Source organism: Pseudomonas sp. AC136, assembly GCF_979258585.1.
Genome location: NZ_OZ409865.1, coordinates 4736195 through 4754759, shown reverse-complemented (window position 1 = coordinate 4754759; position 18565 = coordinate 4736195). Strand labels below are relative to the sequence as shown.

Here is an 18565-nt window from a genome sequence, read left to right as displayed (position 1 = left end):
CCGAATTTTGAACACGCCGCCTACGCTTGCGCAGGCGGCCCACGCATCAGCCTTTGGGCTTGGCGTTTACCGCCTGGGAGAACTGATCGTAGTCGCGGAAATAGTCGTCTTCGCTGTAACGCTCCGAAGCCAGAACCATGCACACCGAGCCGCTGGAGAAGTTGTCGATCTCGCGCCAGATCATCGGCGGGATGTACAGGCCGTAATAGGAGCGGTTGAGGTGGTATTTGAATTTGGTGCGGCCGTCGTCGAGCAAGATGTCAAAGCTGCCAGACATGGCGATCAGCAACTGATGAAGCTCTTTATGGGCATGGCCGCCACGGTGCGAACCGCCGGGAACGTCATACAGGTAGTAAACACGCTTGATATCGAACGGGATGTGTTGATTCCCCTCGATAAAGGTCAAGTTGCCGCGCCGGTCTTCAATGATCGGCAAATCGACAATTTTGCAGTGCTGTAGAGACATGAGCGCTCCGAATCCGTATGGAAACCATCACACCAATTTCGACCACGCGTACCGTCAAAAAATTAGCAGTGATAGCCGTTGTCAGCTGCAAAGCAAAACTTGCACCACTTTGCCGTCGCCCGCAGGCGCTTAGCCGCTGAAGCTGTTACACGCCTCGATAACCGCGTGCTGATGGGCTGCCGACAGGCCGGGGTATAGCGGCAGGCTCAACACCTGCGCCGCCAACTCGTCCGAGATGGGCAAGCCCAGTTGGGCAAATTCGCTGTAGGCGGCCTGGCGGTGAATCGGCACGGGGTAGTGAATCAGGCTCGGCACGCCGCTGCGCTCCAGGTGCGCTTGCAACTGCTCGCGCGCCTGGGTGCGAATCACGAACTGATGCCAGACATGGCTGCCGACCACCGCTGGCGCTTGGGGCAGCACCAGCAGCGGGTTGCGAATGTGGCGGAGGTAATGCGCGGCGATGGCCTGACGCGCTTGCGCGTCGCTCTGTACGCTGGGCAATTTCACCCGCAGCAGGGCCGCTTGCAGTTCATCCAGGCGCGAGTTCACGCCTTGCACGTCGTGAACGTATTTGCGCGTAGAGCCATAGCTGCGCAGCTTGCGCACCTGCTCGGCCAAACGGTCGTCGCCGGTCGTCACGGCGCCGGCGTCCCCGAGGGCACCGAGGTTTTTCACGGGAAAGAAACTGAAGCCCGCCGCATGGCCAAACGCACCGGCTTGCCGGCCCAGGGCGTCCACCGCGCCATGGGCTTGGGCGGAATCTTCAATCAGCAGCAGATCGTGCTCGCTAGCCAGGGTTTGCAACGCCTCCATGTCGGCCAACTGACCGTATAAATGCACAGCAATGACGGCGGCGGTGCGCGGGCCGATGGCGGCTTTTACCGCCTGCGGATCAATGTTGAACGTCGCCGCATCAGGTTCCACCAGCACCGGCGTCAGGCCCGCTTCGCTCACCGCCAGGGCCGTGGCGATAAAACTGTTGTTGGGCAGAATGACCTCGTCGCGGTCATCGAAACGGCCGAGGTTTTTATAGCCGCGCAATATCAGCGTCAGCGCATCCAGACCGTTACCCACGCCAATGGCATGAGGCACGCCGCACGCTTGGGCGTATTCGGTTTCAAACGCTGCCACCTCGGCACCCAACACATACCAGCCCGAGCGCAGCACGCGTTGAAACGCGTCGGTCAGCGCCTGTTCATCGCGCAGATTGAGCGCAGCCACATCAAGGAAAGGAAACATATCAATCGCCTAGGTAACGCACCACGCGTGCGGGGTTGCCGACTACCAGCGCAAGGGCTGGCACGTCGTGGGTGACCACCGCACCGGCGCCCACCATGGCGCCGGCACCGATGGAGATACCGGGAAGAATAATGGCCCCGGCACCAATGGACGCGCCCTGGTGCACATGGGTCTGCGGGAAGCTGTCGGGGTATTGTTTCGAGCGTGGCAGCAGGTCGTTGGTAAAGGTGGCGTTGGGGCCGATGAACACGTCGTCAGCGATGCGTAGACCGTCCCACAAATACACCCCGCATTTCACCGTTACCCGGTCGCCAACCACCACGTCGTTTTCGATCAGGCAGTGGGCGTTGATGTTGCAATCGCGGCCGATCTGGGCGCGCGGCAGAATCACTACGTACTGCCACACCGTGGTGCCATCGCCAATTTGCTGGCTGTGAACGTCTGCCAAAGGATGAATCGAAGCCATGCGCGCGGTGCCTTGCTGGAGGTGGGCTTGAGGTTAGCAAGCCGTCGCAGGCTCGTCACGGACGGCGCCTCGCCACGGCGCTTTTTTTCAGTAAGATGAGCCTCCGCACCCGCCCGGACTGGATGGCATGGCTAACGACCTCGACCGCATCGGTTTTCTGATTCACAACATCGAAATGTTCAACCACTACCGCGCGGTGTGGCAGCACCTTCCGGCCGGCAGTGTGGAAGTGGCGGTGACCGGACAGCTCAAAGACCATCAAACCATCATCGACACCTGCGAGCGCGAGCAATTGCCCTGGCGTGCAGCCAGCGAGCTGCTCGCGCAGAAACAGCGCTACGACATTCTGGTGTCCAGCTTTCCCCAGCATTACGAACGCGGCAGCGACTCGCCCTACCTCACCCAGTCCATCGGCCGGCACAACCTGCGTTTCATGTACGCCACCGGCAAAGCGGGCTGGAATTTCCAGCAGTGGAACGAGGTGTACGACGCCGTGCTGTGCTTCGGACCGTACCAGGCCGAGCAACTCGCGTTCTGCAGCAACACGCTGAAAGTGCAGATGGGCTACCCGCGTTTCGACCGCTTTTTCAACCAGCCGCTGGACCGCGCCGCGCGGCTCACCGAGCTGGGCTGCGACCCCACCCGCAAAACCGTGGTGTGGCTGCCGACGTGGAAAACCTTGTGCTCAATTGATCTGTTCGTCAGCGCCATCGCCGCGCTGCAAGACCGCTATAACGTGATCGTTAAACCGCACCCCATCACCATTACCGACGAGCCCGCGCGCATGCGTCAGCTCGACGTGATCAACACCTGCATCCGCGAACACATCGACAACGTCGAGCTGTTTCAGCTCGCCGACTTTTTGCTGTGCGACTACGGCGGCTCCGCCTTCGGCGGCATCTACACCGACCGCAACGTGTTGCTGCTGGACATGCCCCACGCCGAAAGCGACCCGCTGGTGGGCAAAGACTCCTCAGATATCTGGCTGCGCAAAGTGATGCCGCACATCAGCGCCGAACAGGTCGCGCAATTACCCGACCTGCTGGCCGACGAGCACCTGTGGGAGCAGCAACGCGGCGTACGCCAGCAGCTGAGCCAATACTTCTTCGCGCCCTTCCACGGTTTTGCTTCGCAGGTGGCCGCTCTGGCCATCGCCAACAGCCCGAAAATGCTCAACAAAGGGCGCTAATAGAATGGTCATCTGGTTAATCGGTTTGTCTGGCTCGGGCAAAACCACCCTGGGCCGCGAGATCGCCCAACAGTGGAAGCAACAACAGCCCAACACCGTGCTGGTGGATGGCGATGAAGTGCGGCGCATCTTCCGCCAGGATCTTGCCGCCGCCGACTACAGCATGGCCGGGCGGCGGACCAACGCCGAGCGCATCTTCGAACTGTGCGCCTGGCTCGACGCCCAACAGATCAACGTGGTGTGCAGCATCCTCTCGATTTTTCCCGACCTGCGGGCGAAAAACCGCGAGCACTTCCAGCGCTATTTCGAGCTGTACCTCAACCCGCCGTTCGACACCTTGGTGCAGCGCGACACCAAAGGCCTGTACGCCAAGGCATTGGCAGGCGAAATGAGCGACATGGTCGGCGTCGACATTCCCTTCCCGGCGCCCACCCACGCGGACCTGGAAATCGACACCAGCGCCACGGCCGACATCAGCGCCCTGGCCCGCGACATTCTCAAGCAGGCGCAAAGCATCCCATGAGCACCCCGCCCTACCCTTACAGCCAGGGCGAGCGCCTGGAAGAGCGCAACACCTATTTCTACAGCGCCTACCATGGCCAGCCCTTCTTTGCCGCGTGGCGCGCCAGCCGCGAACAGGCGTTGGCCAACTTGCCGCCGGCCAAGCCGTGGGCGCCGAAGGCCAGCGGCGTGACGCTCAATACCGAGCACGGCTACGACACCCAAGCGCTGCTGAACCTGCTGCTCACCAGCGACCTCGACGCGCCGGCCCATCGCCGTTTCGCCGAACAGTTGCTGCAACGCTTCGAGGTCAGCAAACGCCTGTACCGTCACTACACGCCCGCGTTCAAGGCGGTGCTCGACAGCGGCTATGACGACCTGTCGCTGTACGTGCAATTCGCCGCGCTGTGCCTGGCCATGCAGGCGCAACCGAACGCGCTGCCGTTTCTCAATGGCCTGCTGAAAAGCCTCGACACGCTGATTGCCATGCAAACGAGCTGCCCGGCCGAGCTGGGCGCGCACGTGGCGTGGCTGATTGCCGGCGAAGCGCGCTGGGTCGAGGCGCTGGCCGTCCAAGTAAAGGTGCCATTGCACGCAGGAGATCAGCCGTGAGCTGTGCGAACACTGTTCTGAACGATGTCGTCATGATCGCGGCCCACAGCGCCCGTTCGCAGGCGTACCTGCAAACCCTGTTGGCCAACGACCTGGCGCCGGCACATGTGCTGCTGCTCGGCGAGGCCAACGCGCCCGCCGCTGAGCCGGCGCCACCGGCCGAGCATCTGCATGGCGTGCTGCTGCCGGATTTGAACATCTCCTTGGAAACCAGCCTGGCCGCCGCCGGCATTGCCTTCACTCAGCTGGACACGCGCGACATCAACGCCGCCACCGTGCGTGACCAGGTGCAGGCGCTGCAGCCCAAGGTGATTATTTTCTCGGGCTACGGCGGGCAACTGGTCGGTGCCGAGCTGATCGACTTGGGCATCCCGCTGCTGCATGTGCACAGCGGTTGGCTGCCGGACTATCGCGGCAGCACCACGGCGTATTACAGCCTGCTGGAAGAACGTCGCTGCGCCGCCAGTGCGTTGATTCTCGACAAGCAGATCGACACCGGCCCGGTGCTGGCGCGCAAGCATTACCCGGCGCCGCCGATGGGCACCGACATCGACCGCCGCTACGACACGGCCATTCGCGCCGACCTGTTATTGCAGGTGCTCCGCGCCTACCAAGCGACCGGCGAATTAGCCGTAGAGATGCAGCAAGAGGTGGAGCACGGCAACACCTACTACGTGATCCACCCGGTGCTCAAACACTTGGCCCTGCTGAGTTTACCGGCTGCCGAGCAGCCTTAGGCGAACGGCGTGCCGCTGAATTCGTAGCGCAGGCGCGCCTGGGCGAGGCTCATTTGCCGCGTCACTGTGGCAAGCACAGCCGGGCGCCGACGCAGCACCACGAACAGTTTGTCGATGTCTTGCGTGGGCACAAACGCGCGGGTCATTTTGCTGTCGACCAGCTCGAAGTAGCGCTCCATCACCTCGAACTTGGCGTCCAGGTCGCCGTCATCGCCGGGTGCGCCAGCGCCCGGACCAAACACGTTGTGGCTTTCGAATAACAGCCAACCGTCATCGGCAGTGAGCTGCCAGAGCTTGGCCACGAAACTCTCGAACTCCACCGACAAATTGCCATCGATGGTGCAATGGTTGGCGAGTGACAGCACCACGTCGTAACGCTGACGCGGCTGCCAGGTGGTGAAGTCGGCCACCTCGTAGTGCACGTTGTGCTGGGCCACGGCAGCCGCCGTGGTGCGGCCGATTTCCACCAGGAATGGGTTGTACTCCACCGCATCCACACGGCCGGCATGACGCGCCAGTTCGATGGCCATGAAGCCGTTGTTGCAGCCGATCTCCAGCACGCTCATACCGGCGCGCAGCCACGGCATAAAACCGTAGCCGGCCAGACGCTCCTGCGTGGGTTTCACCCCGGCCAGGCCGATGCGCTCGTAGCCCTGATAGGCATAACCACTGCAATAGGGTTTGCCCCACTGCTGCACTTGCATATGCAGCAAGCCAAACAAGCGGTCGAGCAGACCGATACGCTCAGGCGCCACCAACTGCGTGACCACCACGTCGCGCCAGGTGTAATAACGCGCCAGAAAGGCGAAGTTCTGGTCGGCCTCGACAGGGAACGTGCTCAGGGTCTGCAACAGATCGTGCATCAGCGTGCCCGGCACCTGCACATCGCCCTGCTCCATCACCCATTGCGCGCTGGTGGTTTCCACCTCGGCTGCCAGGCCCGGCACCCACAGCTGAGTCAGAAGGTTGCGCGTCAGGGCTTGCAGTTGTGGGTGCTCGGCGCAGGTTTGCGGCCACAGAAAGCCCAGGTACACCGGGTTGAGCAGCACGCGCAGGCACAGCCCTTCCCACACGGCGTCGGCGTCTTCCTGACTGAGGCTGGCCAGGCGTTGGCGCGCGTGCTGCTCCAGCGGGTCAAGCGGGCGCGGGATGCGGTCCAGAATCTGCGAAACGGTGTGCAGCGGAAAGTGCAGTGCCATGAACAGCCTCGCCAGACGAAACAGTGGAGGGAACTAGCCGGCCAGCGCCGCCGCAGGAATCAGTTGGTGGTACAGGGCCAGGTCGCCCGGCTCGTCCACCTCGCCCCACGGCCCTTGAACCGGCGACAACGCAATCGCCACGCCCGCGCCGAGCACGCGGCGCAGCAGGCTGGTCATGTCGAGCTTGTCGATGGCGGCTTCGTCCAGTGGCGCCAGTTGCTGTTTCACCTGCGCCCAACCGGCCGGGGTGAATTTCAGCAGGCCCATGTATTGGCCCTGAATTTCCTCAGTGCTGGAGCAACGCTCGCCGATGCTCGTCAGGTTGCCCTGGGCGTCGAGCACAAAGCTTTCGGCGTCGGCCAGCGGTTCGGCAAAGCGCTTGGACCACAGCGCCAGCCAATCGGGGTCGTAGGCAATCGCCAGGTCGCCTGCGGTGTCGGCAAGTGCCGTGACCGTGGCGGAGGTATAGACGATGTCGCTGTAACTGACGATGCACGGCGCGCTGCTCAGCCAGGCATCGGCGGCCAACAAGGTGCGCACCATATTGCTCTGCTGCCAGCGCGGGTTTTCGAAGTAGGTCAGCGGCTCGTCGAAGCGCTCGCGCAGGTAGCCGCGCACGATGGCCAGCTCGCTGATGCCGGCGCCGCGCAAGGCCGCAAGCTGCCAGTCGAGCAGGCGCTGGCCGTGCAGCACGGCAAAGCATTTGGGTTGTTCGGCGGTGAGTGCGCCCATGCGGCTGCCGCGTCCGGCGGCGAGAATCAGTGCCCGTGTCATGGTTTAAGCAGTCGCTCCATCGGGGTTATGAGAGGCGTCGCCTACGCGTCGCCCGGCGAGGCAGTGTTGCAGCAACGCGCGGTCGACCGGGTTGAACGCGGCTTCGCGCTCGGGGTGCCAGAGCACGCCGAGTATCGGCAGTTCAAGGTGCTCGAATGCCTCGACCACACCGTCGGCGCTACGGGCCAGCACTTGCAAAGGCGCTTTCACGGCGCGGGCGCCCCACTGGTGATAGCTGTTCACTTCATGGCTGCGGCCGTTGAGGTGCAGCACGTGTCGGGTGCCGACGTGGCCGTCGACTTTTTCCAGGGCATTGCCGAATGCGTCCAGCAGCAATTGCGCGCCTCGGCACAGGGCAAACAGCGGCACGCCGTGGGTCATCGCCAGGCCGAGCAACGCCTGTTCGGTGGCATCGCGTTCGGGGGCGTTGCCGCCGTAACGGGCCAGGTCATTGCCGCCGGAAAACACCACGCCGACCGGGTGTGCCAGTTGCCAGTAACCCTCAACAAGCTCGGGGTTGTTGGGCACGGGAATGGCCAGGTAACCGCAGTCGGCCAACCAGGCCACCAAGCGTTGGTCCACCGCATCGCGCCGCTCGCCGCGATCGCTCAGCACGTCCACGCGCTGGCTGAGCAGCACCGGCTTCACCGCACCACCTCGACCCGGCGATTGGCGCAGTCGATGCGCAGCATTTTTGCCGCCGCCCATTGCCGATAGAGCATTTCGCCGGCGCCGATCACGGCCGGCAAACCCAGCTCGTTGGCGCGGATGGCCATGTGCGAATTGGTGCCGCCGTAAGCGGTGATGAACCCGGCGATACGGTGGGAGAAAATCCAGTCGAAGCCGGGATCAGCGCTGGGAATAACGACAATGGCGCCGTGCAGTTGATCGCGTTGCTGGAAGCTCACCACCGGCGCCATCACTTGCCGCTGGGTAATGAAATTCGGCTCGGCCTGGGGCATGTGGAAGTGCAGCGCGTCCTGGGCGTCGGTGATCAGCGGCGGCAGCACCAGCTGGCAGGTTTCGGCGTAACGGCGGCGGCCTTCTTCGATGCTTGAGGCAATCAGCTCGGCAGGGTCGGCGCTGGCGGCGTGCAGTTCTTTGATCACTTGGATATTGGCGTACGACATGTCGTCGGCGCTAAAGCCCAGGTCTTGACCGAACTGGCGGAACAGCGACAGTGCATCGGACAAGTTGCGGGTGAAGACAAACTTGGCGTACTCGCGCAGTTCGATACCGGCCTGAAGAAAATCGAACAGGCCGACCACGTCGTGGGACAAACCGTGCTCGGCCAGCAGCCGGCTGATTTCGCGCATCTGCCCCAGCGACAAGGCAAAGCGCAGTTGGCCATGGGCCGGCTCGGCGGCGCTGTTGTCCCAGTCGAAATACATGTCCGGCGCTTCGTCGTAGCGCGGCGACAGAATGTCGTAAGTACCCGGGCGCAGGTGGCCATAGCGGGCCAAAAAGGTGGTGCGGTTCAGCTGCGCCAGGTCTTGGGTCATCTGGCCACTGACGGTGCTCAGGCCATTGAGGAAGGCATCGTATTCCTCGGCATTCAGCACGCCGACCGTCACCAGCGAACGCAGCAGTTGCACCGCAATAAACCCGGCGCGCGCCAGGCCGGCGAAAGGCAAGGTGCCGTAACGGCGGCAGTCTTCGAGCAGCCAGTAAATGCGCGTGACCGGGTCGGTGTCGGCGCCGAGAATTTCGTCGCGCCGGGCCAGCAGCACATCGAGCTTTTGCCGGTCGGTGCGCCACAAGCCCGTTTCGTTGTGCACGATGCGGTTGGTGAGCTGACGCAGGCTGTCGGCCAGGCGGTCGCATTCAGCATCGGTGAAGCCCACTTCGCGCAACGCCTGCAAGCGCTGCGGCAGGTCGAGCGTGTAGCAGGAGAAGACGATTTCGAACTCGACTTTGTCGTGCAGATTGGGCGCGGCCAGCAGGCGTTCGATGTAGTAATTCACCAGCTTGTCGGCCAGCGCGCCGTCGATGTCGCGCGGAATAAACGAGTTGAAGCTGACGCGCACGTCGATATACGGCAGGCCGTGGAAATGCAGCATCAGCGGAAAACTGCGCAGGTTGCGGTAACCGTAATTGTTGCGCTGATAAGCCCAGATCATGTCGGTGACCAGCTCGCGGTACAGCGACAACGACAACGGCCGTGGCCGCACACCGATGATTTCCGCCGGGTTCCAGTCGGGCATTACGCCGAATACGGTGCGCTCGCCATGCAGGAACGGCTGCGGGCGAATGCCCTGCGCGATGCGGTCGTGGATCAGTCGAACCATGCGCGTGTGGGCGCTGAGCTCAACCGCCGGGGCGGTGACGATCAGCGGCCGCACTTGCAACAGATAGAGCGTGCCGAGGGTGTCGGTGGCAAATTCAATGTCCAGCGCCGTGCGCTCGAACAGGCCCGCCAATTCGCGCAGTAGCTCGATCACACCGTGCAGCGGGGCCGGCACGTTGGCGCTGCTGTGGTGGGCGTAGAAGGTTTTCAGCTCGTTGGAGCGGCCGGACGTCACGCTGTCGGTGCTGCCGCTGTTGTCGTCGTAGTTGATGACGAAATACGGCGCGCTGTTGGTGGGGTCTAGGCCAAAGCCAACGCCGGCCATGGCCACATGGCTGAGCATGGGCTGGACGAACACCTGGTCGTCGGCGTGTGCCGCGGCGCCGCCCATGGAGGCGATGACCTGGTCGATGGCTTGGGTTAAATCGGCTGGGGCCACGTTCAGGCAGGAGTCATATTCGCCGGCTGCCGACGTCTGTTCGCCGTCTTCCTGACAACTGCTGCTGCGCACCACCATCAGCGGCCAGGCGGCCTGCTGAATCTGGCTGAGCACAGCGCTGGCATCGGCGCGCCATTGGCTCACGCGAAACTGGCATTGGGGCAACACCACGGCGCTGTTCAGGCGCCCGAGTAGAAGCTGGAGATTGTCTGCCTTGCTGGCAAAGCGCAGCGGCTCTGTGGCCGGTAACTGATCGACGTCCGCTGGCGCTGCCTGCATACCCACTCCGAGGAAAGCTTTTTGTTTTGACGTGCTGAAGACTAACGCATTGAACAGCGCGCCCGCTTTTTCGGCGGGCGATGCTGAAAAAGCGGCGCGCTTAACTGATGTAGTTGAACAAACTCAGGTTGGCGATTTTCACGTAGCTCTGCTGCGCCGCCGAGAGGATGGTCGATTGCAGCGAAAGCCTGGAGATGGCGTCGGCGTAGTCGAGGTCTTCGAGGTCCGATTGCACGGACTTGTTGACCAGGGTGACGTCGGCAATGAAGTCGCCAGTGGAGTCCAGCGTGTTCAGGCGCGCGCCCACGGAACCGCGAACGCCGTCGACCTTGGCGTACACCGCATCGAGGTTGGAAAGCGCGATGGCCGCGCTGTCGCGGATAACGCGGTTGTCTTCCTCGGTATTGCCGGAGCCTTGCAAGGCTTTGCGCAGGTCCGACACGGTGTTGAGCAGGCTGCGTTTTTCTTCGTCCGGCTTACGGTTGATGGCGTAGTCGTCGCCGTTTTGCGGCACGCCGTCGATTTGCACGCGCACGCCGCCGTAGCTGACGAAGTCGGACGTCGCCGGGTTGGTGTCGATGGCGCCAGTGGCCAGCTGGCCCGTGGGCGGCGTAGTCGGGTCGTAGGTGGTCCAGTCGTAACCCGCCGGCAACGTCGCCTGGTCGTAGACGACATAGTTGGTCGGGCTGAGGAAGTGAATGCCGATGCCGTCAGTGGCAACCGGTGGGTTGCTCGACGGGAAGGTGTTGTCGTAGGCAGCCTTGTCGGTCACCAGGCCCAGCGAGATACGCCCGGTGCTGACGGTGCCGTCGGTGCCCGTGCCGGTTACGGTTTTGTTGGTGGTGACACGGTTGGCGTTGAACACGTTTTCGAACAGGTCTTTGCCGTCGTCGCCCAGCGCCACGAAGGTGCTACTGGCGATTTGCACGTTGCGTTCGGTTTCGTTGCCCTGGTAGCTGTAGGTGCCGTCGGGGTTGCGCACGAAGGGCTGTTGATCCGACTGCGAGCCGCCAAACAGGTAATTGCCGCTGGCGTCTTTGCTGTTCATCAGGCTGAGCAGCTCGTCTTCACGCTGTTGCAACTCGGTGCCCAGCGACTCACGGTCGGTGGCATCCAGCGTGCCGTTGCCCGCCTGCACGCCAATTTCGCGGATGCGCTGCAGCACGGTGCCCACGGAGCTGAGAATGGCTTCTTCGGAGTTGAGGCTGTTCTGCGCGGCGGTGTTGTTGGAGGTGTATTGCTCGTTCAGCGCTTGTTCCTGGCTCAACTGCAGCAGGCGAACGGACGCTACCGGGTCATCGGCCGGGGTCAGAATGCGCTTGCCGGTGCTGATCTGTTCCTGGGTGCGGGAAACGTTGGCGTAGTTTTTCTGCATCCCGCTGACGGAACTGTTGAAGGCTTGGATAGTGGAAATTCGCATAACTAACTAGCCTCAGTTGAAGGCGCCTATAAGCGTATCGAACAGCGATTGCGCAACTTTAATCACCTGTGCCGATGCATTGTAGTACTGCTGGAACTGCACCAGGTTGGCGGCCTCTTCGTCCAGGCTGACGCCGGACAGCGAGTCGCGGTTGTTTTGCGCTTGCGTCAGCACGGTTTCGGCCGCATCCGAATTGACCCGCACCTGCGCGGTCAACGAACCCACCCGCTCCACCAGACCGCTGTAGGCGTCGTTGTAGGTCGCCCCTGCCCCCGCGCCGCTGGTGCCGACCGTTTTCTGGGTTTGCAGGTCGATCAGTTTCAGCGCGTTGCGGTTGTCGGAAGATCCGGCGGTATTTTGCGACAGCGTAAAGGTATCGCCCGTTTGCGGCGTACCTGTAACGGTAAATTCGTAGGTGTAGCTGTTGTTGCTCACCGGGTCGGTATAAGCCAGGCGCAAGGTGTTGTTCTGGCCGGGCGTGAGTGCCGTGGTCGAGGGCGACACATAGCTCAGCGTGGCGCCAGGCGGCAAGGTGCCGTTAAGGGTGTTGGTGGCCGAGTCGAACGTCAGCGGCAGGCCGGTACCGAACAGCGTTTGCAGGTCGGTGGGGTTGATCGGTGTAGGGCCAGCAGTCAGGTTCGGCTGGCTGATCACGCCGGTGCCCCGGTTGTTGGTGGTCGCCTGGGCACGGGCGGAACCGGCAAAGGCCAACTGGTCGGGCGATTGCAGCTCGGTGCCAAAGTCGAACGCGCCGCGCCGGGTCGGTTGCAAGGTGAAGCGGTCACCGGCGTTGGGCGTGCCATTGATGGTGACGTCGAAACCCTGACTGGTCGGCGGCGTGGTGCCGGGGTCGGCCATGGAAATGGTAAAGGGCCCGGTGCCGGTCACGGTGACGTTCATGGTCGCGCCGTCGCTCAGGCGGCGGGCGGTGAAGTTGGTGCCGTCGTAGTCCAGGCGGTAATCGCTGGTGGTCAGCAGGTTGGCATTGGTGATGTTCAGCGAACCCGTTGCGGTGCCGGTGTTGGTTGCCTGCGCCAGCACCCGCAGCGAGGCGGCGGTCGGTTCGTTGATGTCAGTGAACAGCTGGCTGCCGGGGCGACCGTTGAGGTCAAAGCCCTGGCCCAACTGATCGTTAATGGTGTCGGTGAGCACAATCGCCATCTGCCCGAGGCTGTTGTAGCTCTTGTCCAGCGTGGTGTCGCGGTAGGCCAGCAGCCCGCCCATTTCACCGCCGGATATCTGCGAAGAAATGGTCTGCGACACACCGTTGATGCTCAGGTCGATCTGATACTTCATCGGGTCGTCGATGCCAGGCTTGGCCGTCAGCGTCGAGGCGGTGTTGCCCACCACCAACGGCTGGCCAGTGCCGACAAAGAGACTGACGCTGCCGTCAGTTTGCTCAACGCTTTGTACACCGATGATTTCGGAAATCTGCCGAATGGTTTCTTCGCGGGCATCAAGCAGGTCGTTCGGCTCGGCACCGGCGCCACGGGCCCGGGCGATGGCGTCGTTGTAGCTGGCGACGCTGGCAGCCATGGAGTTGACCTGCGTGGTCAGCGCGCTCATCTGTTGGTTGATGAGGCTGTTCTGCTTATCCAGCTGGTCATACAGCGTGTTGAACGAGTCGGACAACCCACCGGCCTGCGACAACACCGCCTCACGGGCGGCCACGGACGACGGATTCTGCGAAGCGGTTTGCAAGGAAGCGAAGAACTTCTGCAAGGCCGGGCTGATACCGGTGGTGCTGTTGGACAGCAGCGAGTCGAGCTGCTCGATCTGGCTTTTGAACGACTGCAGCTCACTGTTGGAACTGGTGGCGGTACGCACCTGGTTGGTGAGGAAATCGCTGGCCAAACGGCGCACATCCACCACTTGGGCACCGGAGCCGATGTAACCGGCGCCGGTGAACTGGGCGATGTTGGTCTGCTGCACCGATTCCTGGCGCGAGTAACCGGGCGTGTTGACGTTGGTGATGTTATGCCCGGTCACCGTCAGCGCGGTCTGCGCAGCGCGCAGCCCTGACAGCCCTACCGATAACAAGTCAGCCATGTCGATTCCTCACTAAAAAACTCATCCCTGCATCCTTACAAACGCGTGGCGGTGGATTCGCCCGCGGCGATGGTTTGGTACGTCTGCATCTGTTTGGCGATCTGCGCCACTTTATTGGCGTACTGCGGGTCGGTGGCGTAGCCGGCCTGTTGCAACTCACGCACAAACTGCTTGGGGTTGGCGGTGGCATCCAGCGCATCGTCATAACGGTCGTTGTTCTGCAAGAAGCTTACGTAGTCGTTGAAGCTGTCCTGGAAGCTGTCATAAGAGCGGAACTTCGCCGCTTCTTTTACCGCCTGGCCGCCTTTGTATTCGGTGGTCAGCGCGCGAGCCGAGTCGCCTTGCCAGTTGCCTGCGGCCTTGATGCCGAACAGGTTGTGGCTGCTGGAGCCGTCGGAATCACGAATGATCGACTTGCCCCAACCGGTTTCCAGCGCCGCCTGGGCCACCAGGTAGGAAGGGTCGACGCCAATCTTCGCGGCGGCTTCCTTGGCCATCGGCAGCATGGTGGCGATGAACTCATCGGCCGACTTGAACGCTGCTTTGCCAGGTGCCAACGGTGGCTGGGCCAGACGGCGGCCGCTGCTGGCGTCGATGGCGTTCAGCTCGGCGTTCTTGCTAGTGGCGCCTTTGCCGATGGTGGCGGTGTTGCTGGTGGTGTTCGCGGCCAGCCAGTCGTTCTGCGCCAGCGGCTTGCCATCGGCGGTCGCCCCGGCTGTTGTAGTTGGGACAATACCGGCTAATAAACGATCAGTAAGACTGCCCGGCAGTGACAGGCGGCGCTTGTTGAGCATTTTCGAATCGTCGCGGGTGCCGTCCACGGCCGGCAGTTCTTTAACGGCGCGGTTGGTCAGGGTTTTGTTCGCGCCGTCGGTGCCGGTGGTAGCGCTGGCGCCGCTCGCGGCGATGGCGTTGGCGTCGGCGGTTTGCGCGAACGGGTTGGGCCGGTGTGTGCCCTTGTTCATTTTCGACATTTGCCGCGCCAGCACATCGGCCAGGCCGATGCCGCCCTCTTTGGACATCTTTACCGCCAGCTCCTGGTCGTACATTTGCTGGTAGGTTTTGGCTTCGTTGCTGTTCATGAAGTTGCCTTCGGAGAACGCTTCGTTCGCCGAACGCTGGGCTTTGAGCATCTGGTTCAGGAACAGCGACTCGAATTCCTGCGCCACCTTCTTGATGTTCGATTCGCTGTCGCGGTCTTTGCCGACCTTCAGGTTGGCCAAGCGATTGATGTCGCTGTACGCGCCGCTGTCGAGCGTGGAGCCAACCCCGGATGTGAATTTCGCGTCCATGGCTGCCTCCTTAGATAACGATCAGATCAGCTTGCAAAGCGCCGGCTTGCTTGAGCGCTTCAAGAATGGCCATCAGGTCGGACGGCGAAGCGCCCACCTGGTTAACCGCCCGTACGATTTCATCCAGCGTGGTGCCCGGGCCGAATTTGAACATCGGCTTGGTTTCCTGCGCGGCGTCCACTTTCGAGCGCGGCACCACGGCGGTCTGGCCGTTGGAGAAGGCGCCGGGCTGGCTGACGATCGGGTCTTCGGTGATGCTCACGGTCAGGCTGCCGTGGGTGACGGCGGCCGGCTGAACTTTGACGTTCTGGCCGATAACAATGGTGCCGGTGCGCGAGTTGATGATGACTTTCGCCACCGCCTGACCGGCGTCCACTTCGAGGTTTTCCAGGATCGACAGGTAGTCGACGCGCTGATTGGGGTCCAACGGCGCGCTGACGCGGATCGAACCGCCGTCGATGGCCTGCGCCACGCCTGGGCCGAGCAGCTCGTTGATCTGGTCAACCATGTGCTTGGCGGTGGTGAAGTCGGGGCGATTGAGGTTCAGGGTCAGCGTGTTGCCCTGGTCGAAACCGCTCGGCACCGGACGCTCAACCGTGGCGCCGCTAGGAATACGGCCGGCCGAGGGCACGTTAACGGTAATTTTCGAACCGTCGCCGCCTTCGGCATCGAAGCCGCCGACGACCAAGTTGCCCTGGGCGATGGCGTACACGTTGCCGTCGATGCCTTTGAGCGGCGTCATCAGCAAACTCCCGCCGCGCAGGCTTTTGGCGTTACCGATGGAGGAGATGGTGACGTCGATGGTTTGCCCGGGCTTGGCGAACGCCGGCAGGTCGGCATGAATCGACACCGCTGCGACGTTCTTCAACTGCACGTTGCCGCCAGCCGGCACCTTGATGCCGAACTGCGCCAGCATGTTGTTGAAGGTCTGCACAGTGAACGGCGTTTGCGTGGTCTGGTCGCCGCTGCCGTTAAGGCCCACGACCAGGCCGTAGCCAATCAGTTGGTTGGCACGCACGCCCTGGATGGTGACCAGGTCTTTGATCCGCTCAGCCTGCGCCGCCGAGGCGACGAGCAGGAAACAGCAGGCGGTTAGCAGTCGTTTCATCATGACCGGTACTCAGAAAGGAAACAGCGGGCTGATGAAGAAGCGGTCAAACCAACCCGGCTGGTTGGCGTCAGCAAACGCGCCAGTACCCGAGTAAGTGATGCGGGCGTCGGCCACGCGTGCCGAAGACACGGTGTTGTCGGTGGCGATATCGTCTGCTCGCACCAGGCCGGCAATGCGCACCAGCTCGTCGCCGGTGTTGAGCGTCATCCACTTCTCGCCGCGCACCGACAAAATGCCGTTGGGCAGCACTTCGGCAATGGTCACGGTGACCGAACCGGTGAGGCTGTTGCTCTGCGCGGCGGTGCTTTTGCCGGAGGCGTCACGCGAGCCGCCGTAGCTGGCGTCCAGGCTCAGGTTGCCGGCTTTGAGCGGGTTGAGGCTGGTGCTCGGGTTGTCGGTCGATACCGCGCCGCCGAACAACGAGGTCAGGCCCAGCGAGGTGGCGCTGTCTTTGGCGATGTCCGAGTTGGCGTTCTTGCTGGCCGACATGCGCTCGTTCAAGGTGATGGTGATGATGTCGCCCACGCGATACGCCTTACGGTCGCCGTACAGGTTGTTTTCAAACCCGGTCTGGTAAATGGAGCCGTTGTTTTGCGCAGCCGGCAGCGGCGTACGCGGTAGCACAGGCGCGTAGTACGGGTCGTTCGGCTTGGGTGGAGGCGCGACGCAACCGCTCAAAGCAGCCAGGCCAAGCAGGGGAAGAAGAACAAGCCGATTCATAACACGTACCTCACACATTCTTTGCGCAGTGCCAACACCAGACCGAACCACCGTGTGCCTACCAGCTCCTTATGGCGGGCCTAACGGGCTGCGGTTAAATCCGGTTAGCGATTAAAGATTCTGGGTAATAAACGACAGCATCTGGTCGGCCGTCGAAATCACTTTGGAGTTCATTTCGTAGGCGCGCTGGGTGGTGATCATGTTCACCATCTCTTCCACCACGCTGACGTTGGAGTTTTCCAAGGTGTTCTGTTCGATGGTGCCCAGACCGGTGAGGCCAGGCGTACCCACTTGCGGCGCGCCGCTGGAGGCAGTTTCCAGGAACAGGTTGTTGCCGATGGCTTCCAGGCCGCCCGGGTTGATGAAGTCGGCGGTCTGGATGTTGCCGACGATCTGCGGCTGGGCGTTGCCGGCGGTGGTCACCGAGGCGGTGCCGTCTTCGCCGACGGTAAAGGTGCGCACTTCGTTGGGCAGTACGATGGCCGGCTCCAGCGGGAAGCCGTTGGAGGTCACGACCTGGCCGTCCGAGTTCAGGTGAAAGCTACCGTCGCGGGTGTAAGCGATGGTGCCGTCGGGCTGAAGAATCTGGAAGAAACCACGGCCGTTGACCGCCATGTCCAGCGGCTGCTCGGTGGTTTGCAGGCTGCCGGCGGTGAACATTTTCTGCGTGCCGACAATGCGCACACCGGTACCCAGTTGCAGGCCGGACGGCAGTTGGCTGTCCTGGGTGCTTTGGGCGCCGGGTTGACGGCGGATCTGGTAGAGCAAGTCCTGGAATTCCGCGCGGTCGCGCTTGAAGCCCGTGGTGGACACGTTCGCCAGGTTGTTGGAAATGGTCGTCAGGTTCATGTCCTGGGCGGACAAACCGGTTTTACTGACCCACAGAGCCGGAAGCATGTTGATTCTCCTCGGACGCCGGTTTCACGGCGCCGTGTACTGATGGTTAGCTAAGTTGCAAAACACGCGCCAGGGACGTGGCGTCGTCTTCGGCCGTTCGCATCATCTTCACTTGCAGTTCGAACTGGCGGGACAGCGAGAGGATCGAGGTCATCTCTTCCACCGCGTTGACGTTGCTGGTCTCGACAAAACCGGACGTCAGCTTCACGGTGTTGTCGGCCAGCGGCGGCGTGGTGCCTTTGAAATGGATCATGCCGTCCACGCCCTTTTCCATTTGCTTGAGGTCGGGGTTGACCAGCTTGATGCGGTCCACCTCGGCCAGCACATTCGGCGCTTCGCCAAGGGCGCGAATGGAGATGGTGCCGTCTTCGCCGATCTCTACTTTCTGTTCCGGTGGCACGGCAATCGGTCCGCCGTTGCCCAATACCGGCAAGCCGCTGCCGGTGCGCAGTTGGCCAAGGGCGTCGATTTTCAGGCTGGCGGTGCGCACGTAGGCTTCGCTGCCATCGGGCGCTTGCACGGCCACCCACCCCTGGCCGCTGACGGCCACATCCATCGGGTTGCCGGTGTCTTGCAAAGTGCCGGGGGTGAAGTCGGTGCCGGGGCGTTCGCTCATGGCGTACACGCGCGACGGAAAGCTGTCGCCGAACACCTGCATGGAGCGGGCTTGTTCGAAGTCGCGGCGGAAACCGTTGGTGGAGATGTTCGCCAGGTTGTTGGCATGGGCGCGCTGGGCCAGGGTGTTCTGGCTTGCCCCTGTCATGGCGACGTACAGCATTTTATCCATGGTGATTTCTCCGAGATTGGGCCAGCCAAACGTTGACGGCCTGCGGCTCTATGCAAGCTACAAAGCAGGCATCGTGCCAATCTCTAAAAAATTCTTTACAC

The 18565-nt window shown here is 62.4% G+C and carries 18 protein-coding genes; 4 read left to right on the top strand and 14 right to left on the bottom strand.

Going from position 1 to position 18565, the window contains the following annotated elements; all coding sequences use genetic code 11:
- Positions 1-46: 46 nt before the first annotated feature.
- From ACZZZU_RS21290 to ACZZZU_RS21280, 3 genes are all read right to left on the bottom strand, one after another.
- Positions 47-466 carry a sugar 3,4-ketoisomerase gene (locus ACZZZU_RS21290; protein WP_122492523.1) on the bottom strand — a complete coding sequence of 140 codons (420 nt, stop codon included), beginning with the start codon at positions 464-466 and terminating at the stop codon, positions 47-49.
- A gap of 129 nt (positions 467-595) precedes the next feature.
- Positions 596-1705 (bottom strand): DegT/DnrJ/EryC1/StrS family aminotransferase, encoded by a 1110-nt coding sequence (locus tag ACZZZU_RS21285; RefSeq protein ID WP_463551740.1) that lies wholly within the window; start codon positions 1703-1705, stop codon positions 596-598.
- 1 nt (position 1706) lies between these two features.
- Complete coding sequence (locus tag ACZZZU_RS21280) at positions 1707-2171, bottom strand: acyltransferase (protein ID WP_463382069.1); 465 nt, start codon at positions 2169-2171, stop codon at positions 1707-1709.
- Between the two features lie 127 nt (positions 2172-2298).
- Between ACZZZU_RS21280 and ACZZZU_RS21275 the strand changes: the two genes are divergently transcribed.
- Genes ACZZZU_RS21275 through ACZZZU_RS21260 form a run of 4 tightly spaced genes read left to right on the top strand, consistent with a single transcriptional unit; the run spans position 2299 to position 5210 of the window.
- Entirely contained in the window at positions 2299-3360 is a 1062-nt protein-coding gene (locus tag ACZZZU_RS21275) for a CDP-glycerol glycerophosphotransferase family protein (RefSeq protein ID WP_463382068.1), read from the top strand.
- 4 nt (positions 3361-3364) lie between these two features.
- Positions 3365-3883, top strand: a complete 519-nt coding sequence (locus ACZZZU_RS21270; RefSeq protein WP_463551739.1) for an adenylyl-sulfate kinase — start codon at positions 3365-3367, stop codon at positions 3881-3883.
- A complete protein-coding gene (locus ACZZZU_RS21265) occupies positions 3880-4473 on the top strand; it encodes a hypothetical protein (RefSeq protein ID WP_463551738.1) in 594 nt (197 codons plus the stop codon). The genes ACZZZU_RS21270 and ACZZZU_RS21265 overlap by 4 nt, the downstream gene beginning before the upstream one ends.
- 32 nt (positions 4474-4505) lie before the next feature.
- Positions 4506-5210 (top strand): formyltransferase family protein, encoded by a 705-nt coding sequence (locus ACZZZU_RS21260; protein ID WP_463551737.1) that lies wholly within the window; start codon positions 4506-4508, stop codon positions 5208-5210.
- Here the strand turns inward: ACZZZU_RS21260 and ACZZZU_RS21255 are convergent.
- From ACZZZU_RS21255 to ACZZZU_RS21205, 11 genes are all read right to left on the bottom strand, one after another.
- Entirely contained in the window at positions 5207-6409 is a 1203-nt protein-coding gene (locus tag ACZZZU_RS21255) for a class I SAM-dependent methyltransferase (RefSeq protein WP_463551736.1), read from the bottom strand. The two genes, ACZZZU_RS21260 and ACZZZU_RS21255, sit on opposite strands and share 4 nt — an antisense overlap.
- Before the next feature lie 33 nt (positions 6410-6442).
- A complete protein-coding gene (locus tag ACZZZU_RS21250) occupies positions 6443-7183 on the bottom strand; it encodes a phosphocholine cytidylyltransferase family protein (RefSeq protein ID WP_463551735.1) in 741 nt (246 codons plus the stop codon).
- Positions 7184-7186: 3 nt separating this feature from the next.
- Positions 7187-7831 carry a gamma-glutamyl-gamma-aminobutyrate hydrolase family protein gene (locus ACZZZU_RS21245; protein ID WP_463551734.1) on the bottom strand — a complete coding sequence of 215 codons (645 nt, stop codon included), beginning with the start codon at positions 7829-7831 and terminating at the stop codon, positions 7187-7189.
- Positions 7828-10188 (bottom strand): PEP-utilizing enzyme, encoded by a 2361-nt coding sequence (locus ACZZZU_RS21240; RefSeq protein ID WP_463551733.1) that lies wholly within the window; start codon positions 10186-10188, stop codon positions 7828-7830. Before ACZZZU_RS21240 ends, ACZZZU_RS21245 begins: the two co-directional genes overlap by 4 nt.
- A gap of 100 nt (positions 10189-10288) precedes the next feature.
- Positions 10289-11608, bottom strand: a complete 1320-nt coding sequence (flgL, locus tag ACZZZU_RS21235; RefSeq protein ID WP_122492534.1) for a flagellar hook-associated protein FlgL — start codon at positions 11606-11608, stop codon at positions 10289-10291.
- A gap of 12 nt (positions 11609-11620) precedes the next feature.
- The gene (gene flgK / locus ACZZZU_RS21230) at positions 11621-13657 is read right to left on the bottom strand and encodes a flagellar hook-associated protein FlgK (protein ID WP_122492535.1); all 2037 of its coding nucleotides are present in this window, start codon (positions 13655-13657) and stop codon (positions 11621-11623) included.
- A 35-nt stretch (positions 13658-13692) separates the two neighbouring features.
- Positions 13693-14949 (bottom strand): flagellar assembly peptidoglycan hydrolase FlgJ, encoded by a 1257-nt coding sequence (gene flgJ, locus ACZZZU_RS21225; RefSeq protein WP_463382059.1) that lies wholly within the window; start codon positions 14947-14949, stop codon positions 13693-13695.
- A gap of 10 nt (positions 14950-14959) precedes the next feature.
- Positions 14960-16057 (bottom strand): flagellar basal body P-ring protein FlgI, encoded by a 1098-nt coding sequence (locus tag ACZZZU_RS21220; protein ID WP_463542304.1) that lies wholly within the window; start codon positions 16055-16057, stop codon positions 14960-14962.
- A gap of 12 nt (positions 16058-16069) precedes the next feature.
- Positions 16070-16780 carry a flagellar basal body L-ring protein FlgH gene (gene flgH, locus ACZZZU_RS21215; RefSeq protein WP_463382058.1) on the bottom strand — a complete coding sequence of 237 codons (711 nt, stop codon included), beginning with the start codon at positions 16778-16780 and terminating at the stop codon, positions 16070-16072.
- Between the two features lie 111 nt (positions 16781-16891).
- Positions 16892-17677, bottom strand: coding sequence for a flagellar basal-body rod protein FlgG (flgG, locus tag ACZZZU_RS21210; protein ID WP_122492539.1), 786 nt, complete (start codon positions 17675-17677; stop codon positions 16892-16894).
- A 46-nt stretch (positions 17678-17723) separates the two neighbouring features.
- Positions 17724-18464, bottom strand: a complete 741-nt coding sequence (locus ACZZZU_RS21205) for a flagellar basal body rod protein FlgF (protein WP_463551732.1) — start codon at positions 18462-18464, stop codon at positions 17724-17726.
- Between the last annotated feature and the right edge of the window lie 101 nt (positions 18465-18565).

Coding starts and splice junctions, on each gene's coding strand:
- ACZZZU_RS21290 (WP_122492523.1), bottom strand. CDS start 466: ATGTCTCTACAGCACTGCAAAATTGTCGATTTGCCGATCATTGAAGAC.
- ACZZZU_RS21285 (WP_463551740.1), bottom strand. CDS start 1,705: ATGTTTCCTTTCCTTGATGTGGCTGCGCTCAATCTGCGCGATGAACAG.
- ACZZZU_RS21280 (WP_463382069.1), bottom strand. CDS start 2,171: ATGGCTTCGATTCATCCTTTGGCAGACGTTCACAGCCAGCAAATTGGC.
- ACZZZU_RS21275 (WP_463382068.1), top strand. CDS start 2,299: ATGGCTAACGACCTCGACCGCATCGGTTTTCTGATTCACAACATCGAA.
- ACZZZU_RS21270 (WP_463551739.1), top strand. CDS start 3,365: ATGGTCATCTGGTTAATCGGTTTGTCTGGCTCGGGCAAAACCACCCTG.
- ACZZZU_RS21265 (WP_463551738.1), top strand. CDS start 3,880: ATGAGCACCCCGCCCTACCCTTACAGCCAGGGCGAGCGCCTGGAAGAG.
- ACZZZU_RS21260 (WP_463551737.1), top strand. CDS start 4,506: ATGATCGCGGCCCACAGCGCCCGTTCGCAGGCGTACCTGCAAACCCTG.
- ACZZZU_RS21255 (WP_463551736.1), bottom strand. CDS start 6,409: ATGGCACTGCACTTTCCGCTGCACACCGTTTCGCAGATTCTGGACCGC.
- ACZZZU_RS21250 (WP_463551735.1), bottom strand. CDS start 7,183: ATGACACGGGCACTGATTCTCGCCGCCGGACGCGGCAGCCGCATGGGC.
- ACZZZU_RS21240 (WP_463551733.1), bottom strand. CDS start 10,188: ATGCAGGCAGCGCCAGCGGACGTCGATCAGTTACCGGCCACAGAGCCG.
- flgL (WP_122492534.1), bottom strand. CDS start 11,608: ATGCGAATTTCCACTATCCAAGCCTTCAACAGTTCCGTCAGCGGGATG.
- flgK (WP_122492535.1), bottom strand. CDS start 13,657: ATGGCTGACTTGTTATCGGTAGGGCTGTCAGGGCTGCGCGCTGCGCAG.
- flgJ (WP_463382059.1), bottom strand. CDS start 14,949: ATGGACGCGAAATTCACATCCGGGGTTGGCTCCACGCTCGACAGCGGC.
- ACZZZU_RS21220 (WP_463542304.1), bottom strand. CDS start 16,057: ATGAAACGACTGCTAACCGCCTGCTGTTTCCTGCTCGTCGCCTCGGCG.
- flgH (WP_463382058.1), bottom strand. CDS start 16,780: ATGAATCGGCTTGTTCTTCTTCCCCTGCTTGGCCTGGCTGCTTTGAGC.
- flgG (WP_122492539.1), bottom strand. CDS start 17,677: ATGCTTCCGGCTCTGTGGGTCAGTAAAACCGGTTTGTCCGCCCAGGAC.
- ACZZZU_RS21205 (WP_463551732.1), bottom strand. CDS start 18,464: ATGGATAAAATGCTGTACGTCGCCATGACAGGGGCAAGCCAGAACACC.